Below are 18007 nucleotides of genomic sequence, written 5' to 3'. Positions count from 1 at the left end.
AGCACGGCTTGCAAGGAAAATCACCACCTGTCGATAGCAAGACGAATCTGTTTTAGAAAGAAAATCGCCAGCGAAACGGGCCCTTGGAGAGAATTTGCATGCAGAATACGCCAGCCGAGACGGAAATCAGCTTCATCGAGGTCGGCGCAGCGGAGGCCGCGCGCAAGATCGCGATGCGCGTGCGGCACGCCGACAAGCCGACGGATGGACAGCCGACGCTGGTCTGGCTCGGCGGCTACCGCTCGGACATGACCGGCACCAAGGCGGTCGAAGTCGAGCGCTATGCCATGGAACGGGGGGCTAGCTGCGTGCGCTTCGATTATTCCGGCCATGGCTCCTCCGGCGGCGCCTTCACCGACGGCACGATCTCGCGCTGGCTGGAAGAAAGCCTCGCCGTCATCGATCAGGCGGCACCGGGGCGCGTGGTGCTGATCGGTTCGTCGATGGGCGGCTGGATTGCCTTGCGGGTCATCCAGGAGCTCAGGCGCCGGGACGACGGAAACCGGCTCGCCGGTCTCGTGCTGATCGCGCCGGCACCCGACTTTACCGCCGAACTGATCGAGCCCAACCTGACGGGTTCCGAGCGGGCCTCGCTTTTAGAACGCGGCTATTTCGAGGAGCCTTCCGAATACAGCCCCGAGCCGAACATCTTTACCCGCGCGCTCATCGAGGACGGGCGGGCCAACCGGGTGCTCGACGGCACGATCTCCACCGGCTGCCCGGTGCACATCCTGCAGGGCATGCGCGACCCCGATGTCCCCTACTCCCACGCCCTGCGGCTGATGGAGCACCTACCCGCCGACGACGTCGTCATGACGCTCATTCGCGATGGCGACCATCGCCTCTCGCGTGAAGAAGACATTGCTAAAATGAAACAGGCGATCGGCACGATGCTCGCCTGAGCCCATGCCGGAGTAGCCCTTCCTTTTCGACCGAACCTCAAGGACAAAACCCGTCCCGTGCCGCAGATCCCCTGCGGCGCAACGGTTCGCGTGCACCCCGCTCCGGTTTTAACCATAAAGTCCGATGCCCCGATTCCGGAGATTGACTCCGCAGCCCCGACGTTATTAACTCTTTATTAACGATTAGAGCAGCGCCGGGGACGAACCTAAACAAGCTGCCTTCAACTCAGGATTGCGCGAATGCGTCCGGACAAAGAGCGTCCGGCATACCGCGCCGCAGGGGACTTGTATGGCGTCTTGGACTGGGGTTAAGGGAAGTATCGCGGCGTTCTGCGCACTTTTCATTTCAGCAAACACGGCAATCCCCGCACAGGCGGGATCGCCTCCCTGGATGCAGACCGGCTCCGCGACCTCGCAGCCGATCGGCCACTACGAATTCTGCCAGAAGTACAAGAGCGAGTGCAACGTACGCTCCAAGGGAACCGTCGCTGCGCGCGTGACCGAACGAGGCTGGGCAACGATCCGGCAGGTGAACGCGGCGGTCAACCGCGAGATCACGCCGATGACCGACCTGGAACTGCACGGCCGGGACGAAGTCTGGTCCTATCCGGACGGCGCCGGCGACTGCGAAGACTTCGTGCTCGAAAAGCGCAAGCGCCTGATGAGCAGGGGCTTCTCGGCAAGCGACCTGTTGATCACCGTGGTGCGCAAGCCTGACGGCGAAGGCCATGCGGTTCTGACCGTTCGCACCTCGCAGGGCGACTTCATCCTCGATAACCTCGAAAACGGCGTCAAGCTCTGGACCAACACGCCCTACCGCTACCTGAAGCGCCAGGCGTCGAACCACAGCGGCCGCTGGGTCACCATCCAGAACGGCGCGGAAGTCCTCGTTGGCTCGGTCGGCAACTGACCTCAAGACAACACGAAGAGTTTCAAAAAAGGGCCGGTCGAACCGGCCCTTTTTTAGTATCTGCCGCTCGCCCGTCAGGCGTTGCCGATCAGGATGCCGGCCGCGAGCACCAGACCGCCGCCGAGCACCACCTGGAAAGCGGCCCTGAGGAACGGCGTTTCCATGTAGCGGTTCTGGATGAAGGCGATCGCCCAAAGCTCGACGAAGACGATTACCGCTGCAGTCGCGGTCGCCGTCCAGAAATGCGGGATCAGATAGGGCAGCGCATGGCCGAGACCGCCGAGCGCGGTCATGATCCCGGAGGCAAGGCCGCGCTTGATCGGTGAGCCGCGACCGGAAAGCTTGCCGTCATCATGGGCGGCTTCGGTGAAGCCCATGGAGATGCCGGCGCCGACGGAGGCCGAGAGACCGACAAGGAAGGTCTGCCAGGTATCCTGGGTGGCGAAGGCAGCGGCGAAGATCGGGGCCAGCGTCGAGACCGAGCCGTCCATCAGGCCGGCGAGACCGGGCTGAACGTAAGTGAGAATGAACTGGCGGCGCGCGGTCTGGTCCTCCTCGGCGCGCACGTCCTCAGGCGTATGCTCTTCGCCAAGCCGACGGGCGAGCGATTCATGCGACTTTTCGGCGATCGCGAGATCGCCGAGCAGTTTGCGGGTGGCGGCATCCTGGGTTCTGGTGGCGGCCTCGACATAGAAGCGGTGCGCCGCCTCCTCCATCGCTTCGGCCTCCTCGCGTGCCTTTTCGATCGGCATTTCGGCAATCAGCCAGTCAGGCTTGCGCTCGGGGAAGTCGCGCACATGTTCGCGCCGGATCAGCGGGATGCGGTTGCCGAAGCGCTGGACGTGCAGATCGATCAACCATTGCCTGTGGTGGCTTTCCTCCTCCGCCATCTCCTCGAACACTTTTGCCGAGTGGGGATACTGTGCTCGAAGCGCATCGGCATAGGCGAGATAGATGCGCCCGTCGTCCTCCTCGGAGGAGATGGCGAGCGCCAGGATTTCCTGTTCGCTGAGAGACAAAAACGGGCGTTTGGAACGGGAGAAGAGACGGGAAAACATTGGGAGAAAACCTTCTTTAGAATAGTTCTAAAATAGAAACGCGGGATCGCACCGTCAAGCCCAAAGCTATGCAATCATGTAACAATCGCTCGACAGAGTGTCGCGGCTCGGCCACCATGCCCGCCAGTTTCGAATCCCCATCCCCTCCCCGGAGCGATCGCCTCGATGAGGACCATCTATCCACTTTCCGAAAGCAAGGACACGCTGCTCGATCGTGCCGGCGCCAGGCTCGCCGCACGCCTGCAGGCGCAGACGTCGGGCTACGAGCCCTACACGCCATCCGATCAGGAAACGCTGGCGCGCACGCTGCGCCCGGGCGACATTCTCCTGATCGAAGGCAACCAGAAGGTTTCGGCAGCGATCAAGTATCTGACGCAATCGACCTGGTCGCATGCCGCCTTCTTTGCCGGTGACCAGATGCCGCTGACGCTCGATCAGGCGACACTGCCCGTCATCGAGCGGCCGCAACTGATCGAGGTAAACATCGGCGAGGGCTGCGTTGCCGTGCCGTTGAAGAAATACGCCTCGTTCAACACCCGCATCTGCCGGCCTATCGCGCTGACGCCGGATGATCGCACAGCACTCGTCGGCTTCATGATCTCGAGGCTCGGGATGAAATACGACCTGAAGAACATTTTGGACATGCTGCGCTATTTCATGCCGACGCCGCCGGTTCCGGTGCGCTGGCGGCGGCGCCTGCTTGCCTTCGGTTCCGGCGACCCGACGCGCGCGATCTGCTCGACGCTGATTGCGGCCGCCTTCGAGCAGATCCGCTATCCGATCCTGCCCGAGGTTACCCGCGCGCCCGGACGGGCGTCCGCGACCTCGACCTATTCACGCGAGGAGATCCTGCATATCCGCCATCATTCGCTCTACACGCCCAGGGATTTCGACCTCTCGCCGTTCTTCGCGATCGTCAAGCCGACGCTGGAGTTCGGCTTCGACTACAAGCGATTACGCTGGCAAGGTGACGGAGAACACCCGTTCAAAGGTTGAGAGCGAGCGCCTGTTCGCGGGCCATGTAATCGCGCTGGCGGTCGGTGATGTAGTCGCGAACGATCGGCGCCGCATCACGCGAGCGCGACAGCTGCATGTGGAAGACAAGCTGGCTGCCGGTGCGGAACATCATCTCGGCACTGATCAGATAGAACTCCCACATGCGGGCAAAGCGCTCGTCGTATAGCGCGATCACCTTGTCGCGGTTCGCGTCGAAGCGCGCGCCCCAATGGGCAAGCGTCGTCGCGTAGTGCACCCGCAGGAATTCGAGATCGCTGACCCAGAGGCTGTTGCGCTCGACGACCTCGAAGACCTCCGACAGTGCCGGCGAATAGGCGCCCGGGAAGATGTACTTGCGAAGCCACGAGCTCGCCATGCCGGGCGGGCTCATGTGGCCGATCGAATGCAGCACCGCCAGGCCGTCGTCCGGCATCAGCGCGTTCAGCTTCTTGAAGAACTCGTCATAGTGATGGACGCCGACATGTTCGAACATCCCGACCGAGACGATGCGGTCGAACGGCCCCTGCACATCGCGATAGTCCTTGAGCTCGAAGCGCACCCGGTCCGACAGGCCCGCCTTGCGCGCCCGTTCGGTGGCAAGCGCCTGCTGCTCCTTGGAAAGCGTGACGCCGAGCACCTGAACATCCGCCAGCTGCGCCAAGTACATCGCGAGATCGCCCCAGCCGCAGCCAATATCCAGCACCTTCATGCCGGGCTCCAGGCAAAGCTTGGAGGCAAGCAACCTCAGCTTGTTGCGCTGCGCCGTCTCGAGCGTCTCGTTGGGCTCGCGGAAGTAGGCGCAGGAGTAGAGCATGTTCTCGTCGAGGAACAGCTTGTAGAACTCGTTGCCGAGATCGTAGTGATGCGCGACGTTCTGCTGGGCCTTGCCCTTGGGGTTGGCCTGCTGACGCTTGCGGAAACGCATTTTTACCGCGCGCAGCAACTTCTGGATCGGGTAGGAGCCGAGCGACAGGCGGTTGATCGAAAACAGCGTCAGGAAATCGCGGAGGGTGGAGCCCTCCTCGAAGCGCATGGTGCCGTCCATATAGGCTTCGCCGGCGGCCAGTTCGGCATTGAAGACGAGGCTGCGATAAAGCTTCTTGTCGGTGAGACGCATCGTCACTTCCGGTCCTGGCGTCCCGGAATAAACGTGCCTCTTGCCATCGGCATCGATCACCGTCAGGCGACCCTTGCGAATGAACGACTTCATCATATGCGACAATGGGAACATGCAGGCCCTCTCGTGACACGTCGTATCGGCGCCGCATCCTAGCACCCGTTTTTCGAAATGCGCCCCTTAAATTTCTGGTTGCTCATGCGGCCTGCCCGAAACGAAAACGGGGACGGCAACCTTCGCTGCCGTCCCCGTCCAAATTGACCTGGTCGATGCCTCAGTCCTTGGCGCGCTCGACGTAGGAGCCGTCTTCCGTCGCGATGATGACGCGGGTGCCGGCCTGGATATGCGGCGGAACCAGCGTGCGGACGCCGTTCGACAGAATGGCCGGCTTGTAGGACGACGAAGCCGTCTGGCCCTTGACGACCGGCTCGGTCTCGGTGATTTCGAGCGTCACGTGGCGCGGCAGGTCGATGGCGATCGCCAGGCCTTCGTGGATCGAAAGAATGACGGCCATGCCTTCCTGCAGGTAGGCCTTGAGATCGCCGATGTCCTCGGTGGTCATGACCAGCTGGTCATAGCTTTCCGGGTTCATGAAGTGGAAGCCTTCGGCGTCTTCATAAAGGAAGGTGTGCTCGCGGTCTTCGACGAAGGCGCGCTCGACCTGTTCGGTCGTGCGGTAGCGTTCGGAGACCTTCACGCCGTCGGAAATGCGGCGCATGTCGACCTGGGTGACCGGCGTGCCCTTGCCCGGGTGGAAGTTCTGGGCGGTAAGCACGACATAGAGCTTGCCGTCGACGTCGAGAACGTTGCCCTTACGGACAGATGAAGCGATGACCTTGACCATTAGTCTTCCTTGTAACAGAGGTATGCGCGACACCGCGGGCCGGAAACACGGGCCCTGAAGGACGCGGAAAGAAGGATTTCGCGCCGCCACTACCCTAATTTCGCGCAAATAGCCAGCCTGAGCCGGTATCTGCACGAAGAAAGCCTGGACTGAACCGATCATGTCGCATGCCTCACCCTGGTGGACACCCGATGTCCATGCCGACCGGCGCCCGTTTCTTCTCGGCCGCAACCGGATCCAATCGGTATTGCGCCGGTTCTTCGAGACACGCGACTTCATCGAGGTCGATACCGCGACCCTGCAGGTCTCGCCCGGCAACGAGGCGCACCTGCATGCCTTCGCGACCGAGGCGCTCAACCACGACGGAACCGGCCATCCGCTCTATCTGCACACCTCGCCGGAATTTGCCTGCAAGAAGCTGCTGGCCGCCGGCGAAGAGCGCATCGCCTGCTTTGCCCATGTCTACCGCAACCGCGAGCGCGGGCCGCTTCATCACCCCGAGTTCACCATGCTCGAATGGTACCGCGCCGGCGAAAGCTACGAGGCGTTGATGCGCGACTGCGCCGAGATCCTGGCGCTTGCGGCGGAAACCACCGGCACCAAGCAGTTCATTTTCCAGGGGCAGGACTGCGATCCCTTCGCCGCTCCGGAGCGCCTCAGCGTGGCGGACGCCTTCGAGCGCTTTGCCGGCATCGACCTGCTGGCATCGATCGCCGCCAATGGCGAGACCGACCGCGACCATCTGGCTGCCACGATGGCCGCAGCCGGCCTTCGGGTCGCCCATGACGACACCTGGGCCGATCTTTTCAGCCGGGTGCTCGTCGAAAAGGTCGAGCCGCACCTCGGCTTCGGCCGCGCGACGATCCTCGACGAATATCCGACGGCCGAGGCGGCACTGGCGCGTCCTGCCGCACGCGACCCTCGCGTTGCCGAACGCTTCGAGCTCTATGCCTGCGGCGTTGAGCTTGCCAATGCCTTCGGCGAGCTGACGGATGCGCCGGAACAACGGCGTCGCTTCGAGATGGAGATGGCGGAGAAGGCCCGCGTCTATGGCGAGACCTATCCGCTCGACGAGGATTTTCTTGCAGCACTTGCCTTCATGCCCGAGGCAAGCGGCATCGCGCTCGGCTTCGACCGGCTGGTGATGCTCGCAACCGGAGCCTCACGCATCGACCAGGTGCTCTGGGCGCCAGTGGCGGAGACACGAGCGTGAACGCGCACCGCCCGATCAAGACCGCACGCGAACTGGTCGAAACAGGCCTCATCGACAGCGCCAAGGAGGCGGCGGTTGCCGCCGTTGCCGAGCGTTATGCCGTTGCGATCAGCCCCGCCATCACCGGTCTCATCGATCCCAACGACCCCAATGACCCGATTGCCCGGCAGTTCGTGCCGGATGCCGCCGAGTTGACCCTGCTGCCCGAAGAGCGCGAGGACCCGATCGGCGACAAGCCGCACAGTCCCGTGACCGGCATCGTCCACCGTTATCCCGACCGGGTGCTCCTGAAGGCCGTGCATGTCTGCCCGGTCTATTGCCGCTTCTGCTTCCGCCGCGAAATGGTCGGGCCCCAGGGGCTCGGCACGCTGACGCCAGCCGAACTCGATGCCGCGATCGCCTACATCGCCGAACACAAGGAAATCTGGGAGGTGATCCTCACCGGCGGCGATCCGCTGGTACTGTCCCCGCGGCGGCTCGCCGAACTCATGGAACGGCTGAAGCCGATCCCGCATGTGAAGATCGTCCGCTTCCACACCCGCGTGCCCGTGGTCGAGCCGGCACGCATCGACGCCGACCTGATCGCTGCACTCAAAGCCAGCGGCAAGGCGACCTATGTGGCGCTGCATGCCAACCACCCGCGCGAGCTGACGGACGAGGCGCGTGCCGCCTCTGCCCGCCTGATCGATGCCGGCATCGTCCTGATCAGCCAATCGGTGCTCTTGAGGGGCGTCAACGACGATGCCGAGGTGCTTGCCAGCCTGATGCGCGCCTTCGTCGAAACGCGGATCAAGCCCTACTACCTGCACCACCCGGATCTCGCCCCCGGCACCAGCCATTTTCGCCTGACGATCGAGGAAGGCCAGGCGCTGGTTGCCGCCCTGCGCGGCCGCGTCTCCGGCCTCTGCCAGCCGACCTATATCCTCGACATTCCCGGCGGGCACGGCAAGGCGGTGATCAGCGCTGCCTCGATCGCGGACGAGGGCGGCGGCTGCTACACCGTCACGGATTTTCGCGGCGGCGAGCACAGCTATCCACCGAAAGCCTGATGCACGGCGAGAAATCGCGACTCTCCAAATTATTGAAACTTCTTCAAAATAATCAGCTCATGCATTTTTCTTCGCGTCCTGCGAGAAAAATCATCGTGCCCGCGTCACAGCTGTCCGGCGTCGATCGTCAATTGGTCATAAGCAACACGACAACGATGGAGTTGAGACCATGACCGATACCAAGGCCGTCCGCTACGAACAGGAAATCTCCGATGTGCTCGGCGCGCTCGCCGACGTGCACAAGACCATGGACCTGCACGGGCTCGACCGCACGATCCACAATCTCGTGCAGCTGCGCGCCTCACAGATCAACCGCTGCGGCTTCTGCGTGAAGATGCACACCAAGGAATCCCGCACCGAGGGCGAGAGCAACGAGCGGCTCGACCGCATCATCGTCTGGGACCAGGTCAGTGAGTTCACGCCGCGCGAGAAGGCAGCGCTTGCCTGGACCGAAGCTCTGACCGAACTCGAGCCGCGCACCGACTTTGCGCCGCTTCGCGCCGAGCTGCGCCAGCATTTCAGCGAAAAGGAGATCAGCGTCATCACCGCGACGGTGGCGATGATCAACCTTTGGAACCGCATCCAGATCTCGAGGCACTGACATGAACGACCGGCAGCACATGCAGATCTTCGAGGAGGCGCGCCCGCGCCTTCTCGGCCTTGCCTACCGCATCCTCGGCTCGCGTGCCGATGCGGAAGATGCGGTGCAGGACACGTTCCTGAAATGGCAGGAGGTCGACCGGACAACGGTCGAAACGCCGGCGGCGTGGCTGACGACCGCCTGCACGCGGCGCTGCCTCGACCTCCTGAAGGCGGCGCACCGCAAGCGCATCGATTATGTCGGTGCATGGCTGCCGGAGCCGATCCATACGGCGAGCGATGACAATGCCGAGGAGAAGCTGGCGCTGACATCCTCACTGACGACGGCCTTCCTGCTGATGCTCGAACGGCTCACACCGAAGGAGCGCGCCGCCTATCTGCTGCACGAGATCTTCGGCCAGCCCTATGAGGAAGTGGCCGAAACGCTCGACATGCAGGAAACCGCCGCCCGCAAGCTGGTGTCGCGCGCCAAGACCAATATCGGGCTCGAAAAAGCCCGGCACCAGACGCCGCGTGAGCGACAGGACGAACTGCTTTCGGCCTTCCACCAGGCAATCCACGGCGGCAATATCGCTAGCCTCTCGGCCCTGCTTTCGGCCGATGTGAAGCTGACGGCCGACGGCGGCGGCAAGGTGGCGACCGTGCTCGGAGTGCTCTCGGGCAAGGAGACGGTGCTCGCCTTTATCATCGATCGGCTTACCGAATACTGGTCGCATTACGTCTGGGAAATCGGCGACATCAATGGCGGCCGCGGCATCGTGCTTCGGGACGAAGCGAAAAACGAGATCGCGGCAACCGTCGCCTTCGGCTATGACGGCGACGGAAACGTCAACGACATCTTCATCATGCGCAACCCGGACAAGCTCACGCATTTCGGCGAGGCTGCGCTCCACTGATACTGGCGGCATCGCCCTTGCAAACGTGATCCTCCCCACCGGCCAGGCCGGTCGCACGTTTTCGGCAATACCGCTGCATGAGGTACTGACATGCTCGAAAAAACATCCGCAGCCCACCAGGAAACCGGCTGGCGCGCGCTTTTGACCGGCGGGAACGCCGTGCATTCGCTGGTGCTCAGCGGCGGCGTCGCGCTGCACGCGCTCAACATCTACGTCGTGACGACGATCATGCCGTCGATCGTGCGCGAGATCGGCGGGCTCGAATATTACGCCTGGAGCACGACCGTCTTCGTCGCCGCCTCGATCCTCGGCGCGGCCCTGTCGGCCCGGCTGCTTGGTGCCGTCGGCGCCGGCGGCGCTTATGCGATCGGTGCGCTGGTCTTCGGGCTGGGCACACTCCTCTGCGCTGCGGCCCCCTCGATGGCGATGCTGCTCGCCGGCCGCGCGATCCAGGGTTTCGGCGGCGGGCTGCTCTATGCGCTTGCCTATGGCGTGATCCGTGAGGTCTTCCGGCCAGAGCTCTGGACCCGCGCCATCGGCCTGATTTCGGCCACCTGGGGTACGGCGACGCTGGTCGGTCCGGCGATCGGCGGTATGTTCGCGGAGTTTTCCACCTGGCGCGTCGCCTTCTGGTCGCTCTTGCCGCTGACGGCGCTGCTGGCAACCCTCGCCTTCTCGACCTTGCCGCGCAAGGCTGCCGGCGAAGGCGCACGCACGCCGCTTCCCTTGGTGCAACTGGCGCTGCTCGTCGCCATCGTGCTTGCGCTTTCCATCGCCAGCACGCTGAACACGGCGGTGGAGCAGGTAGGCTGCGTCGGCGCGGCGATCCTCATGTTCCTGGCACTGCTCGTCGTCGAGAAACGGGCGACAGGCAAGCTGCTCCCCTCCGGCAGTTTCACCCCGACCTCCCCGCTGGCAGCCCTTTATGCTACGATCACCCTGCTGATGGTCGGCCTGCAGCCGGAAATCTATGTGCCGTACCTCCTGCAGGAGCTGCACGGATTGTCGCCGCTGGTAGCCGGCTACATTGCGGCGCTGATGTCGATCGGCTGGACCGCCGGGTCGATGACAAGCGCCCACTGGCATGGGGAAAGGGCAAAGCAGACGATCTTTGCCGGCCCGGTCTTCGGCTTTGTCGGCCTGGCGCTGATTGCGCTGTTCATGCCGATGGCAGGATCGGAATTCATGGTGATCGCCGCGCCGCTCAGCCTCGGCATCATGGCGGTCGGCTTCGGCATGGGCTTTGCCTGGCCGCACATCGTGACGGCCGTCTATGAATTTGCGCCGGAAGGCGAAGCGGAGAAGGCGTCGAGTTCGATTACCACGGTCCAGCTCTTCGCCGCAGCACTCGGCGCGGCGCTGGCCGGGCTTACCGCCAATCTCGCCGGCATCGAAACGCCGTCGACGGAAGGCGTGGCGATGGCGACACGCTGGCTCTTCTGGCTGTTTGCGCTGATGCCGGCGCTGGCCGTTCTGACAGCCGGACGAGTCTGGCGGGCGCGCCGAACGGCGAAATAGGCGCCTTTGCGGGCCTTCCCCGGGGTAGAGGGCCTGCAAAATGCAAGCTGTGCGGCGGGGTGCATCACGCCCTTGGGAGGAGAGGATGGAAGCCGAGGAGATCGGCCTTCACGGCGTACGGGAGACCTTGCTGGTCACGCTCCAGGCCAAAGCCGCAGAGAGCGCGTTCCCGGATTCCCTGCTCAACGATCACTTTGCCGCCGATCTCATGCGGCGGCTCGCCGGCAGGCCGAAACCGCCCGATGCCGGCCACGACATGACGATCGGCATTGCCGTGCGCGCCCATATGCTCGACCGCTGGGCGCGCGCCTTTATCGGGCGCCACCCGGACGCAATCGTGCTCAACCTCGGCTGCGGTCTCGACACACGTATATTGCGGCTCGATCCGCCGGCATCCGTCGGCTGGTTCGATGTCGACTTTCCCGATGTGATCGCCTTGCGGCGACAGCTTTTCCCGGCGCGCGCCGGCTGCACGACGATCGCCTCCTCGATAACGGAGCGTGAGTGGATCGACCTCGTTCCGGCGGACCGCCCGGCGATCGTCGTCGCCGAAGGCGTGTTTCCCTATCTCTCAGAACACGAGGTCCGCGACGTCTTGCGACGGCTGACCTCCTGTCTTGCCGGCGGGGAAATCGTCTTCGACGCCTACAGCCATCTCGGTATCGAGCTTTTGCGGCTGAGCCCATCGCTGCGGGCAACGGGGGCGGAGCTTCGCTGGGGGCTGGAAAACGCGCAAACGCTGGAACGCGACGTGCCCGGGTTGACGTTGCTCGACGAGATCAGCGAGTATGATTCAGGCCAGGTCGCACGCCTGTCGCCGATGGCGCGGATAGCGGCGCATGTCGTCAGCGCCCTGCCGATGCTGCGCCGGATGGGCCGCCTGTTGCGCTACCGTTTCTAGCCCGGCAAGGCATGAAAAGGGCCGCGCCTTGCGGCGCAGCCCCTTCGATTGCAAGCGGTCGCTTTCGGCCGATCAGGCCTTGATCGGCGCGATCGAGATTTCGACGCGGCGGTTCTGCGCGCGGCCGGCTTCGCTTCCGTTGGACGCGATCGGACGCTCCTTGCCGTAGCCCATGGCCGACATGCGGCGCTGGTCGACGCCCTGGCCCGCCAGGTAGTTGGCGACCGAAGCGGCACGGCGCTCGGAGAGGCCCTGGTTGTAGGAGGCGCTGCCGGTCGCGTCGGTGTGGCCATCGACGTCGATCATCGTCTTGTTGAACTTGCGCAGCACGATCGCCACCGAGTTCAGCGTGTCGTAGAAGGCCGGGATCACCTGGTCGCGGTCGGTCGCGAACGTGATGTTGGACGGCATGTTGAGGATGATGCGGTCGCCGGCGCGGGTGACCGATACGCCGGTGCCCTGCAACTGGGCGCGCAGCTCGGCTTCCTGGTTGTCCATGTAGTTGCCGATCAGGCCGCCGCCGAGACCGCCGATTGCGGCGCCGACGAGTGCGGAGTCACGCCGTCCTGCGGCACTGCCGCCAACCAGCAGACCGGTCGCCGCGCCGAGGCCTGCGCCGATCAGCGCGCCACCGGCCGTGTTCGACATCTTCTGCTCGCCCGTATAGGGATCGGTGGTGGTGCATCCCGAAAGATAGATGGCCGCGACAGCCAGAATGGCGCATTTCTTGATCATGGAATCAGTTGTCCCCATTGGTGCTCGAAGTTGCTTCATACTAGCGATTGCGGCAGGAAGATGAAGAGGCGTCCCATTCACGCCACGGTTTGCCGGCAAATCCCGCTTCGCCAGCGGCCGGCGTGGCCGTCAGGGCACACAATAACCGATCCTTCACACGCTCTTGATAGGACGGGCACCAAAGAAAAGAGAGGCAAGCTCCAATGGCAATCGAGTTCGGCGACACGCAACGCAGTCTCAGCGACACGCTCAACGGCATGATTGCCTCGATCCGCGGCGAGACGATCACGCTACGCGAGCTGATGACGGAAATCGGCGAACAGGGCTTCCTGCTGCTGTGTGCCCTGCTGACTCTGCCGTTCCTGCTGCCGGTGTCGATCCCCGGCGTCAGCACCGTCTTCGGCGCAGCGATCATCCTGATTTCCGTATCGGTCACGCTCAATCGCCTGCCGTGGATGCCGCAGCGCATTCTCGATCGCCGGATCGAGACCGAGAAGCTGGTGCCGACGCTGCAGAAAGGCGCGAATCTCGTTTCCAAGCTGGATCGTTACGTCCGTCCGCGTCTCGGTTTCCTGACGCAGGGCGCGCTGATGAACCGCTTCAACGGCCTGATGATCATGGCCGGCGGCATTCTCCTGATGTTCCCGCTCGGCCTGATCCCGCTGTCGAACACGCTGCCGGGGATCGCGATCCTCTTACTCTCGCTCGGTATCATTCAGCGCGACGGACTGATGGTGGCCGGGGGCTATCTCTTCCTGATCGCGACCACGGTCTACTTCACCGTGCTTGCCTATATGGCCTTTGCCGCCGGTCAGGGCCTGTCGTCGTTCTTCGTCTCCTGACACATATTCACATCAGGCGTGTGGATCGGCCCGGCCAACTGCCGGGCCTTTTCGTTCTGACCATCTGTGGCACGCAATTCCGGACCGAAACCGCTGTACACGTTTCCTGGAATTGCTCTAGGCAGCCAGACCGCCGAAAGCCCGGTAGCTGGCAAAGTCGGTGCGGATGCCGAGCATCTTCATCAGCGCCTCGCGATCGAGGCCGAGCTGGCGGTCGAACTCGACAAGCGCGGCTGCGACCTTCGGCGCGACGTCAGCATTGGCGAATTCGATCATGGTGATGAAGTCAAACTGGCCAGGACCGGCGTGCTGCTCCAGGAACAGGTCCTTCACATATCCATCCTGCTTGCGGATGACGGCCAGCGTCTTGTCGACCAGCTCGACGAACTGCGGCCGCGCTTCCGCCGGCACGGTGTATTTGTTGATGCGGTAAAGCGGCGCCACGCTATTTGATTGACTGCTCATAGCTCTTTTCCTCTCATCTCTTTTTGAACGAGAGCAGTCGTACGACCTCAAGTATAGTTGAGGTCAATAGTGGCAAAACGCTTTTCCGATGACGGAATCCTAGCCGGAAATACCTCTCAGCACGTTGGCGACGTTGAGGCCGATTTCCGGCACGCCGTAGCCCCCCTCCATGCAGACGACGACCGGCAGGCCGGTGCGCCGCAACGCCTCGCCCATGCGCAGATAGTCTTCGGACTTCAGCTGGAAGAACGAGATCGGGTCGCGCTCGAAGGTATCGACGCCGAGCGAGACGACCAGGGCTTCGGCACCGAAGGCCTCGATGCGCGAGAGCGCGTCGGCCATGGCGCCCGACCAGGCATCAAACAGGGTGCCCCGCGGCAGCGGATAGTTTTTCGTCGTGCCGAGCCCGGCACCGGCACCCTCCTCGTCGGCAAAGCCGAGGAAATGCGGGAAGGCCTCGACCGGGTCGCCATGCAGCGAGGCGAAGTAAACGTCGCCGCGTTCGTAGAAAATATCCTGGGTGCCGTTGCCATGGTGGAAATCGACATCGAGCACGGCGACCTTCTGGGCACCATAGTCCCTTAGGCGCTGGGCGGCGCAGGCAGCATTGTTGATGAAGGAATAGCCGCCATAGAGATCGATCGCCGCATGATGGCCGGGCGGGCGGCAGAGCGCGAAGGCGGCACGGCTCCCGGTGTGGATGTGGTCGGCCGCCGAGATGGCGCAATCCATCGCCGCGCGGGCGGCGGCGTAGGTACCCTCAGTGATCGCCGTTTCCGCGGCGAAGGAATAGTAACCGAGCGCGCCGTCGATATCCCTCGGCGGATGCTGGCGCATGCGCCGCGCCGGGAAGCAGGCCGGGATCGCCTCCCCCCTGTAGCCATCAGCGACCCAGCGCGACCAGGCGGTCTCGAGGAAGTCGAGGTAATCGGGCGCGTGCAGCTTGAGAGCGACATCGAGACCGTGACGCTCGGGTGCCACGACATCAAGGAAACCCGCTTCCTTCACCGCCGCCAGGATCCATTCGGCGCGGAACGGCGCCTCGAAAGGCGGCACGAGTTCGCCGCCGAAAAGTTCGGTCTTGGCGTCGCGGAGCTTGTGGTCTTCGGAGTAGTAGATGCGCATGGGGGTATCCTGAAGGGGCAACAGATGGGTGCCGGTACCCTACCCGCGGTTTCAGGCTTGGCAAGTTGCCCCTCATCCGGCCTGCCGGCCACCTTCTCCCCGCAAGCGGGGCGACGGAGACGCGCGGCACCCGCTCGCCTCGACAACAGCACCTCTGAAGGGCCAAAGCTCCGCTCGGCAGCGTCGCTAAGGGCACGCCCCTCTCCGCGCCTGCGGGGAGAGGGTTAGGGTGAGGGGCGATTGCGCCGATCGAAGACCATTCGCTAGGCCGCAATCCGCTTGTAGAAGAATGTCGTGGCGCAGAGGCCGCCTTCCGGCCACATCGCATAGTCGGGGATGACGCCGACGCGCTCCCAGCCCAGGCGCGGATAGATCGCCTCGGCCTCGCTGCCGGTCGCGGTGTCGAGCACCAGCAGCGTCTTGCCGCGGGCTGCCGCCTCGCGCTCGACCGCGTCCATCAGCCGGCGTGCCAGCCCTTTGCCGCGGGCGTCGCGATGCACCAGCAGCTTCTTCAGATCGCCGCGGTGCGGCTGGTTCGGCATCTGCGCGACACCGACCTGCACGGTGCCGAGGATGCGGCCTGCAACCTCGGCCACCATCAGCAACGTCTCGCCGCCCGCAACCGCCTCGGCGACGCCGCGCCAGTAGGCAAGCGCGCTCTCGGGCGGATAGGGCTGCATGAAGCCGACCGAGGCGCCACCCTCGACGCAATCGGACAGCACCTCGGCGAGCGCAGGGATGGCGGCCAGCGCTTCATTCGCAGACAGCAGGCGGATCTGAATATCGGACATGGTCAAACCTTGGTGCGGCAGAGGATGACGGCGTAGTGAGCCGGCTCATCGTGGGGGTTGTAAAAGATGTGTCCCGCCTCCAGCCCCATGAACAGGCAATCGCCTGGCTCGAGCGAATGGAAGCCGGATTCGGTCGTCATTTCGAGCCGCCCGGAAAAGAGCCAGAGGTGCTGGGTAATGCCGCGATCGGAGGGTTGCCTCTCGAAGACGACACGGGCACCGGGCGGAAACTCGACCTCGACGATATCGATCGGCGAGCCAAGACCATCCGGCGAGACGGAGCGGCGCAGATAGCCGGATTCCGGATCGCGCCAGAGCCGCTGGTCGGCGCGCCTGGCAAGTGGTGAAGCTCCCTCGGCGTCAAAGGCAAAGAGCGCTGAAAGCGTGGTTGAGAGCGCGCTGCAGAGCTTGGCAAGAAGCTGAGCGGTCGGGCTCGCCTCGCCGCGCTCGATGCGCGAAATCATCGCCCGGCTGACACCGGAACTTGCAGCAAGCTCGTCGAGCGTCAGGTTCTGTTGCGTCCGCAGCGTGCGAATGCGCTCGCCGATGGCATGTTCGAGGGGATCGGTGACGTTTTCCATTATTTGAGATTGCATTTCTCATATAGTGGAGTCAAGACTGCGAAAGACCGAAAATACAGGCATGCGATGCCGCTTTGGCGACAGCGCAACAAGGGTATTTCGGCTAAGGTGGCAGCTTCGGGCACAGAAACGAGAAAAGCTTTCACTTCAATACTTTAGACAGCCCTCATCCATCGCGCCAGCGCACCCGCACGGGCGGCCTCATCGACAGGTTGGACATGACAAAGCAGCCCTCCTCGCTGACCTCGATCGCCAGTATCGTCGCCTCGATGACGGCGGTGGCGATCGGCAACGGCATGATGCTCGCCTATGTGCCCTTCGCGCTGACGCGCTCGGACGCGCCGGACTGGGTGCCGGGTGCTGCGGTCACGATGATCGCCTTCGGCGGGCTGATCGGCTGCGTCATCGCCGGACCGATGATCCGTCGTGTCGGCCATGCGCGCGCCTTCTCCTGCTCGATGGCGCTCGTCATCCTCTCGGCGCTGACGATCGCGCTCGGCATGCATCCGCTCTTGTGGGTACTGGCCCGCGGGCTTTATGGCGCGTCCGGCAACACCAATTTCATCATCGCCCAAAGCTGGCTCAACCATGCGAGCGAAAACCACTGGCGCGGCAAGGCGATGGCGCTGTTCTACATGGCCTATGTCATCGGGCTCGGCACCGGCGCCTGGCTGTTCGGACAGATCCCGGCCGACGGCAACCTGCCGCCGCTCGTCACCATCTTCTTCACAGCGCTCGCGCTCTTGCCGATCGGGCTGACGCGGCTGCCGACGCCACCGCCGCCGGCCAAAGTGAGCATCGACATCCCGATGGTCTGGCGCAATTCCCCCGTCGCCTTCATCGGCGTGCTTGCCGCCGGCGGCCTTTCGATGGTGGTGCAGGGCTTCACACCGATCTATGCGGCCGCCAACAATGTCAGTCAGAGCGACGTCGCCAATCTGATGTTCGTCATGCAATTCGGCCTCATCGCCATCCAGTATCCGATGGGAACATTGTCGGACCGGATCGACCGGCGCCTGGTGTTGATCGGCACGTGCCTATTGATCCTTGCTGCCGGCTTCTTCGCGCTTTCGGCGTCGTTCAGCAATCTGCTCCTTCTGATGCTGGTCTTCGCGCTCTTTGCCGGCGCAGTCGAGACCGTCTATTCGATCGCCAATGCGCATGCCAACGACCGCACGGATCCCGCCGATTTCGTGCCGCTTGCCAGCACCATGCTGGTCGCCTGGTCGATTGCTGCGACCGTCGTGCCGATGCTGGTGACGCTGCTGACACCGGTGTTCGGGCAGCGCACGTTCATCTATGCGGCGATGGCCGTTGCCGCGCTTTATGCCTTCTTCGTGCTGCTCAGGTTGCGCAAACGTGATGAGGTGCCGGCGGCCGAGCGCGAGAGCTTCGAGATCAGGAGCGCGCAGGTGCCTAATGCCGGTGCGCTCGTCGATGCGGAAGCGGGGGCCGAATAGGCCG

General features: G+C 63.7%; 19 protein-coding genes. 11 read left to right on the top strand and 8 right to left on the bottom strand.

The window, feature by feature from the left end; all coding sequences use genetic code 11:
- Positions 1-98 precede the first annotated feature (98 nt).
- A complete protein-coding gene (locus tag IB263_RS00965) occupies positions 99-902 on the top strand; it encodes a carboxylesterase (RefSeq protein ID WP_029742433.1) in 804 nt (267 codons plus the stop codon).
- A gap of 289 nt (positions 903-1191) precedes the next feature.
- Positions 1192-1812 (top strand): transglutaminase-like cysteine peptidase, encoded by a 621-nt coding sequence (locus IB263_RS00960; protein WP_029742432.1) that lies wholly within the window; start codon positions 1192-1194, stop codon positions 1810-1812.
- 74 nt (positions 1813-1886) lie between these two features.
- On the opposite strand, the gene mbfA is transcribed toward IB263_RS00960, so the two are convergent.
- Positions 1887-2870, bottom strand: a complete 984-nt coding sequence (gene mbfA / locus IB263_RS00955) for an iron exporter MbfA (RefSeq protein ID WP_029742431.1) — start codon at positions 2868-2870, stop codon at positions 1887-1889.
- 165 nt (positions 2871-3035) lie between these two features.
- On the opposite strand from mbfA, the gene IB263_RS00950 reads away from it, so the two are divergent.
- Positions 3036-3866, top strand: coding sequence for a hypothetical protein (locus tag IB263_RS00950; protein ID WP_029742430.1), 831 nt, complete (start codon positions 3036-3038; stop codon positions 3864-3866).
- Here the strand turns inward: IB263_RS00950 and IB263_RS00945 are convergent.
- Together IB263_RS00945 and efp are read right to left on the bottom strand one after the other, a co-directional pair.
- Positions 3856-5097, bottom strand: a complete 1242-nt coding sequence (locus IB263_RS00945) for a cyclopropane-fatty-acyl-phospholipid synthase family protein (protein ID WP_029742429.1) — start codon at positions 5095-5097, stop codon at positions 3856-3858. The genes IB263_RS00950 and IB263_RS00945 overlap by 11 nt on opposite strands.
- A gap of 160 nt (positions 5098-5257) precedes the next feature.
- Positions 5258-5827 (bottom strand): elongation factor P, encoded by a 570-nt coding sequence (efp, locus tag IB263_RS00940; RefSeq protein WP_029742428.1) that lies wholly within the window; start codon positions 5825-5827, stop codon positions 5258-5260.
- A gap of 160 nt (positions 5828-5987) precedes the next feature.
- Here efp and epmA point away from each other — a divergent pair, with 160 nt between their 5' ends.
- The 6 genes from epmA (at position 5988) to IB263_RS00910 (ending at position 12004) form a co-directional block, all read left to right on the top strand.
- Positions 5988-7040 (top strand): EF-P lysine aminoacylase EpmA, encoded by a 1053-nt coding sequence (gene epmA / locus IB263_RS00935; RefSeq protein WP_029742427.1) that lies wholly within the window; start codon positions 5988-5990, stop codon positions 7038-7040.
- On the top strand, positions 7037-8089 hold the full coding sequence (locus tag IB263_RS00930; protein ID WP_029742426.1) for a lysine-2,3-aminomutase-like protein: 1053 nt from the start codon (positions 7037-7039) through the stop codon (positions 8087-8089). The genes epmA and IB263_RS00930 overlap by 4 nt, the downstream gene beginning before the upstream one ends.
- 169 nt (positions 8090-8258) lie before the next feature.
- Positions 8259-8690, top strand: coding sequence for a carboxymuconolactone decarboxylase family protein (locus tag IB263_RS00925; protein ID WP_192437365.1), 432 nt, complete (start codon positions 8259-8261; stop codon positions 8688-8690).
- 1 nt (position 8691) lies between these two features.
- Positions 8692-9585, top strand: coding sequence for an RNA polymerase sigma factor SigJ (gene sigJ, locus IB263_RS00920; RefSeq protein ID WP_029742424.1), 894 nt, complete (start codon positions 8692-8694; stop codon positions 9583-9585).
- 90 nt (positions 9586-9675) lie between these two features.
- On the top strand, positions 9676-11103 hold the full coding sequence (locus IB263_RS00915; RefSeq protein ID WP_192437363.1) for an MFS transporter: 1428 nt from the start codon (positions 9676-9678) through the stop codon (positions 11101-11103).
- 85 nt (positions 11104-11188) lie between these two features.
- The gene (locus IB263_RS00910; RefSeq protein ID WP_029742422.1) at positions 11189-12004 is read left to right on the top strand and encodes a class I SAM-dependent methyltransferase; all 816 of its coding nucleotides are present in this window, start codon (positions 11189-11191) and stop codon (positions 12002-12004) included.
- 72 nt (positions 12005-12076) lie between these two features.
- On the opposite strand, the gene IB263_RS00905 is transcribed toward IB263_RS00910, so the two are convergent.
- Positions 12077-12739: an OmpA family protein gene (locus IB263_RS00905; protein ID WP_029742421.1), complete on the bottom strand. Its 663-nt coding sequence runs from the start codon at positions 12737-12739 to the stop codon at positions 12077-12079.
- Between the two features lie 203 nt (positions 12740-12942).
- Between IB263_RS00905 and IB263_RS00900 the strand changes: the two genes are divergently transcribed.
- Positions 12943-13581: an exopolysaccharide biosynthesis protein gene (locus IB263_RS00900; RefSeq protein WP_029742420.1), complete on the top strand. Its 639-nt coding sequence runs from the start codon at positions 12943-12945 to the stop codon at positions 13579-13581.
- Positions 13582-13698: 117 nt separating this feature from the next.
- Here IB263_RS00900 and IB263_RS00895 read toward each other — a convergent pair whose 3' ends face one another.
- From IB263_RS00895 to IB263_RS00880, 4 genes are all read right to left on the bottom strand, one after another.
- Positions 13699-14046: a hypothetical protein gene (locus IB263_RS00895; protein ID WP_029742419.1), complete on the bottom strand. Its 348-nt coding sequence runs from the start codon at positions 14044-14046 to the stop codon at positions 13699-13701.
- 99 nt (positions 14047-14145) lie between these two features.
- Positions 14146-15171, bottom strand: a complete 1026-nt coding sequence (locus IB263_RS00890) for a histone deacetylase family protein (protein WP_029742418.1) — start codon at positions 15169-15171, stop codon at positions 14146-14148.
- Between the two features lie 263 nt (positions 15172-15434).
- Positions 15435-15962 (bottom strand): GNAT family N-acetyltransferase, encoded by a 528-nt coding sequence (locus IB263_RS00885; protein ID WP_029742417.1) that lies wholly within the window; start codon positions 15960-15962, stop codon positions 15435-15437.
- Between the two features lie 2 nt (positions 15963-15964).
- On the bottom strand, positions 15965-16543 hold the full coding sequence (locus IB263_RS00880) for a helix-turn-helix domain-containing protein (protein WP_029742416.1): 579 nt from the start codon (positions 16541-16543) through the stop codon (positions 15965-15967).
- 218 nt (positions 16544-16761) lie between these two features.
- On the opposite strand from IB263_RS00880, the gene IB263_RS00875 reads away from it, so the two are divergent.
- Positions 16762-18003, top strand: a complete 1242-nt coding sequence (locus tag IB263_RS00875; protein ID WP_029742415.1) for an MFS transporter — start codon at positions 16762-16764, stop codon at positions 18001-18003.
- Positions 18004-18007: the final 4 nt, after the last annotated feature.

This window comes from Ensifer sp. ENS03 (assembly GCF_014852035.1).
Lineage (GTDB): Bacteria > Pseudomonadota > Alphaproteobacteria > Rhizobiales > Rhizobiaceae > Ensifer > Ensifer adhaerens.
The sequence above is the reverse complement of the archived record's forward strand: the minus strand, read 5'-3'. Positions and strand labels throughout refer to the sequence as shown.

What these genes read in the sequence shown, in the direction of transcription:
- IB263_RS00965 (WP_029742433.1), top strand. Translation starts at nt 99, where the DNA reads ATGCAGAATACGCCAGCCGAGACGGAAATCAGCTTCATCGAGGTCGGC.
- IB263_RS00960 (WP_029742432.1), top strand. Translation starts at nt 1,192, where the DNA reads ATGGCGTCTTGGACTGGGGTTAAGGGAAGTATCGCGGCGTTCTGCGCA.
- mbfA (WP_029742431.1), bottom strand. Translation starts at nt 2,870, where the DNA reads ATGTTTTCCCGTCTCTTCTCCCGTTCCAAACGCCCGTTTTTGTCTCTC.
- IB263_RS00950 (WP_029742430.1), top strand. Translation starts at nt 3,036, where the DNA reads ATGAGGACCATCTATCCACTTTCCGAAAGCAAGGACACGCTGCTCGAT.
- IB263_RS00945 (WP_029742429.1), bottom strand. Translation starts at nt 5,097, where the DNA reads ATGTTCCCATTGTCGCATATGATGAAGTCGTTCATTCGCAAGGGTCGC.
- efp (WP_029742428.1), bottom strand. Translation starts at nt 5,827, where the DNA reads ATGGTCAAGGTCATCGCTTCATCTGTCCGTAAGGGCAACGTTCTCGAC.
- epmA (WP_029742427.1), top strand. Translation starts at nt 5,988, where the DNA reads ATGTCGCATGCCTCACCCTGGTGGACACCCGATGTCCATGCCGACCGG.
- IB263_RS00925 (WP_192437365.1), top strand. Translation starts at nt 8,259, where the DNA reads ATGACCGATACCAAGGCCGTCCGCTACGAACAGGAAATCTCCGATGTG.
- sigJ (WP_029742424.1), top strand. Translation starts at nt 8,692, where the DNA reads ATGAACGACCGGCAGCACATGCAGATCTTCGAGGAGGCGCGCCCGCGC.
- IB263_RS00915 (WP_192437363.1), top strand. Translation starts at nt 9,676, where the DNA reads ATGCTCGAAAAAACATCCGCAGCCCACCAGGAAACCGGCTGGCGCGCG.
- IB263_RS00910 (WP_029742422.1), top strand. Translation starts at nt 11,189, where the DNA reads ATGGAAGCCGAGGAGATCGGCCTTCACGGCGTACGGGAGACCTTGCTG.
- IB263_RS00905 (WP_029742421.1), bottom strand. Translation starts at nt 12,739, where the DNA reads ATGATCAAGAAATGCGCCATTCTGGCTGTCGCGGCCATCTATCTTTCG.
- IB263_RS00900 (WP_029742420.1), top strand. Translation starts at nt 12,943, where the DNA reads ATGGCAATCGAGTTCGGCGACACGCAACGCAGTCTCAGCGACACGCTC.
- IB263_RS00895 (WP_029742419.1), bottom strand. Translation starts at nt 14,046, where the DNA reads ATGAGCAGTCAATCAAATAGCGTGGCGCCGCTTTACCGCATCAACAAA.
- IB263_RS00890 (WP_029742418.1), bottom strand. Translation starts at nt 15,171, where the DNA reads ATGCGCATCTACTACTCCGAAGACCACAAGCTCCGCGACGCCAAGACC.
- IB263_RS00885 (WP_029742417.1), bottom strand. Translation starts at nt 15,962, where the DNA reads ATGTCCGATATTCAGATCCGCCTGCTGTCTGCGAATGAAGCGCTGGCC.
- IB263_RS00880 (WP_029742416.1), bottom strand. Translation starts at nt 16,543, where the DNA reads ATGGAAAACGTCACCGATCCCCTCGAACATGCCATCGGCGAGCGCATT.
- IB263_RS00875 (WP_029742415.1), top strand. Translation starts at nt 16,762, where the DNA reads ATGACAAAGCAGCCCTCCTCGCTGACCTCGATCGCCAGTATCGTCGCC.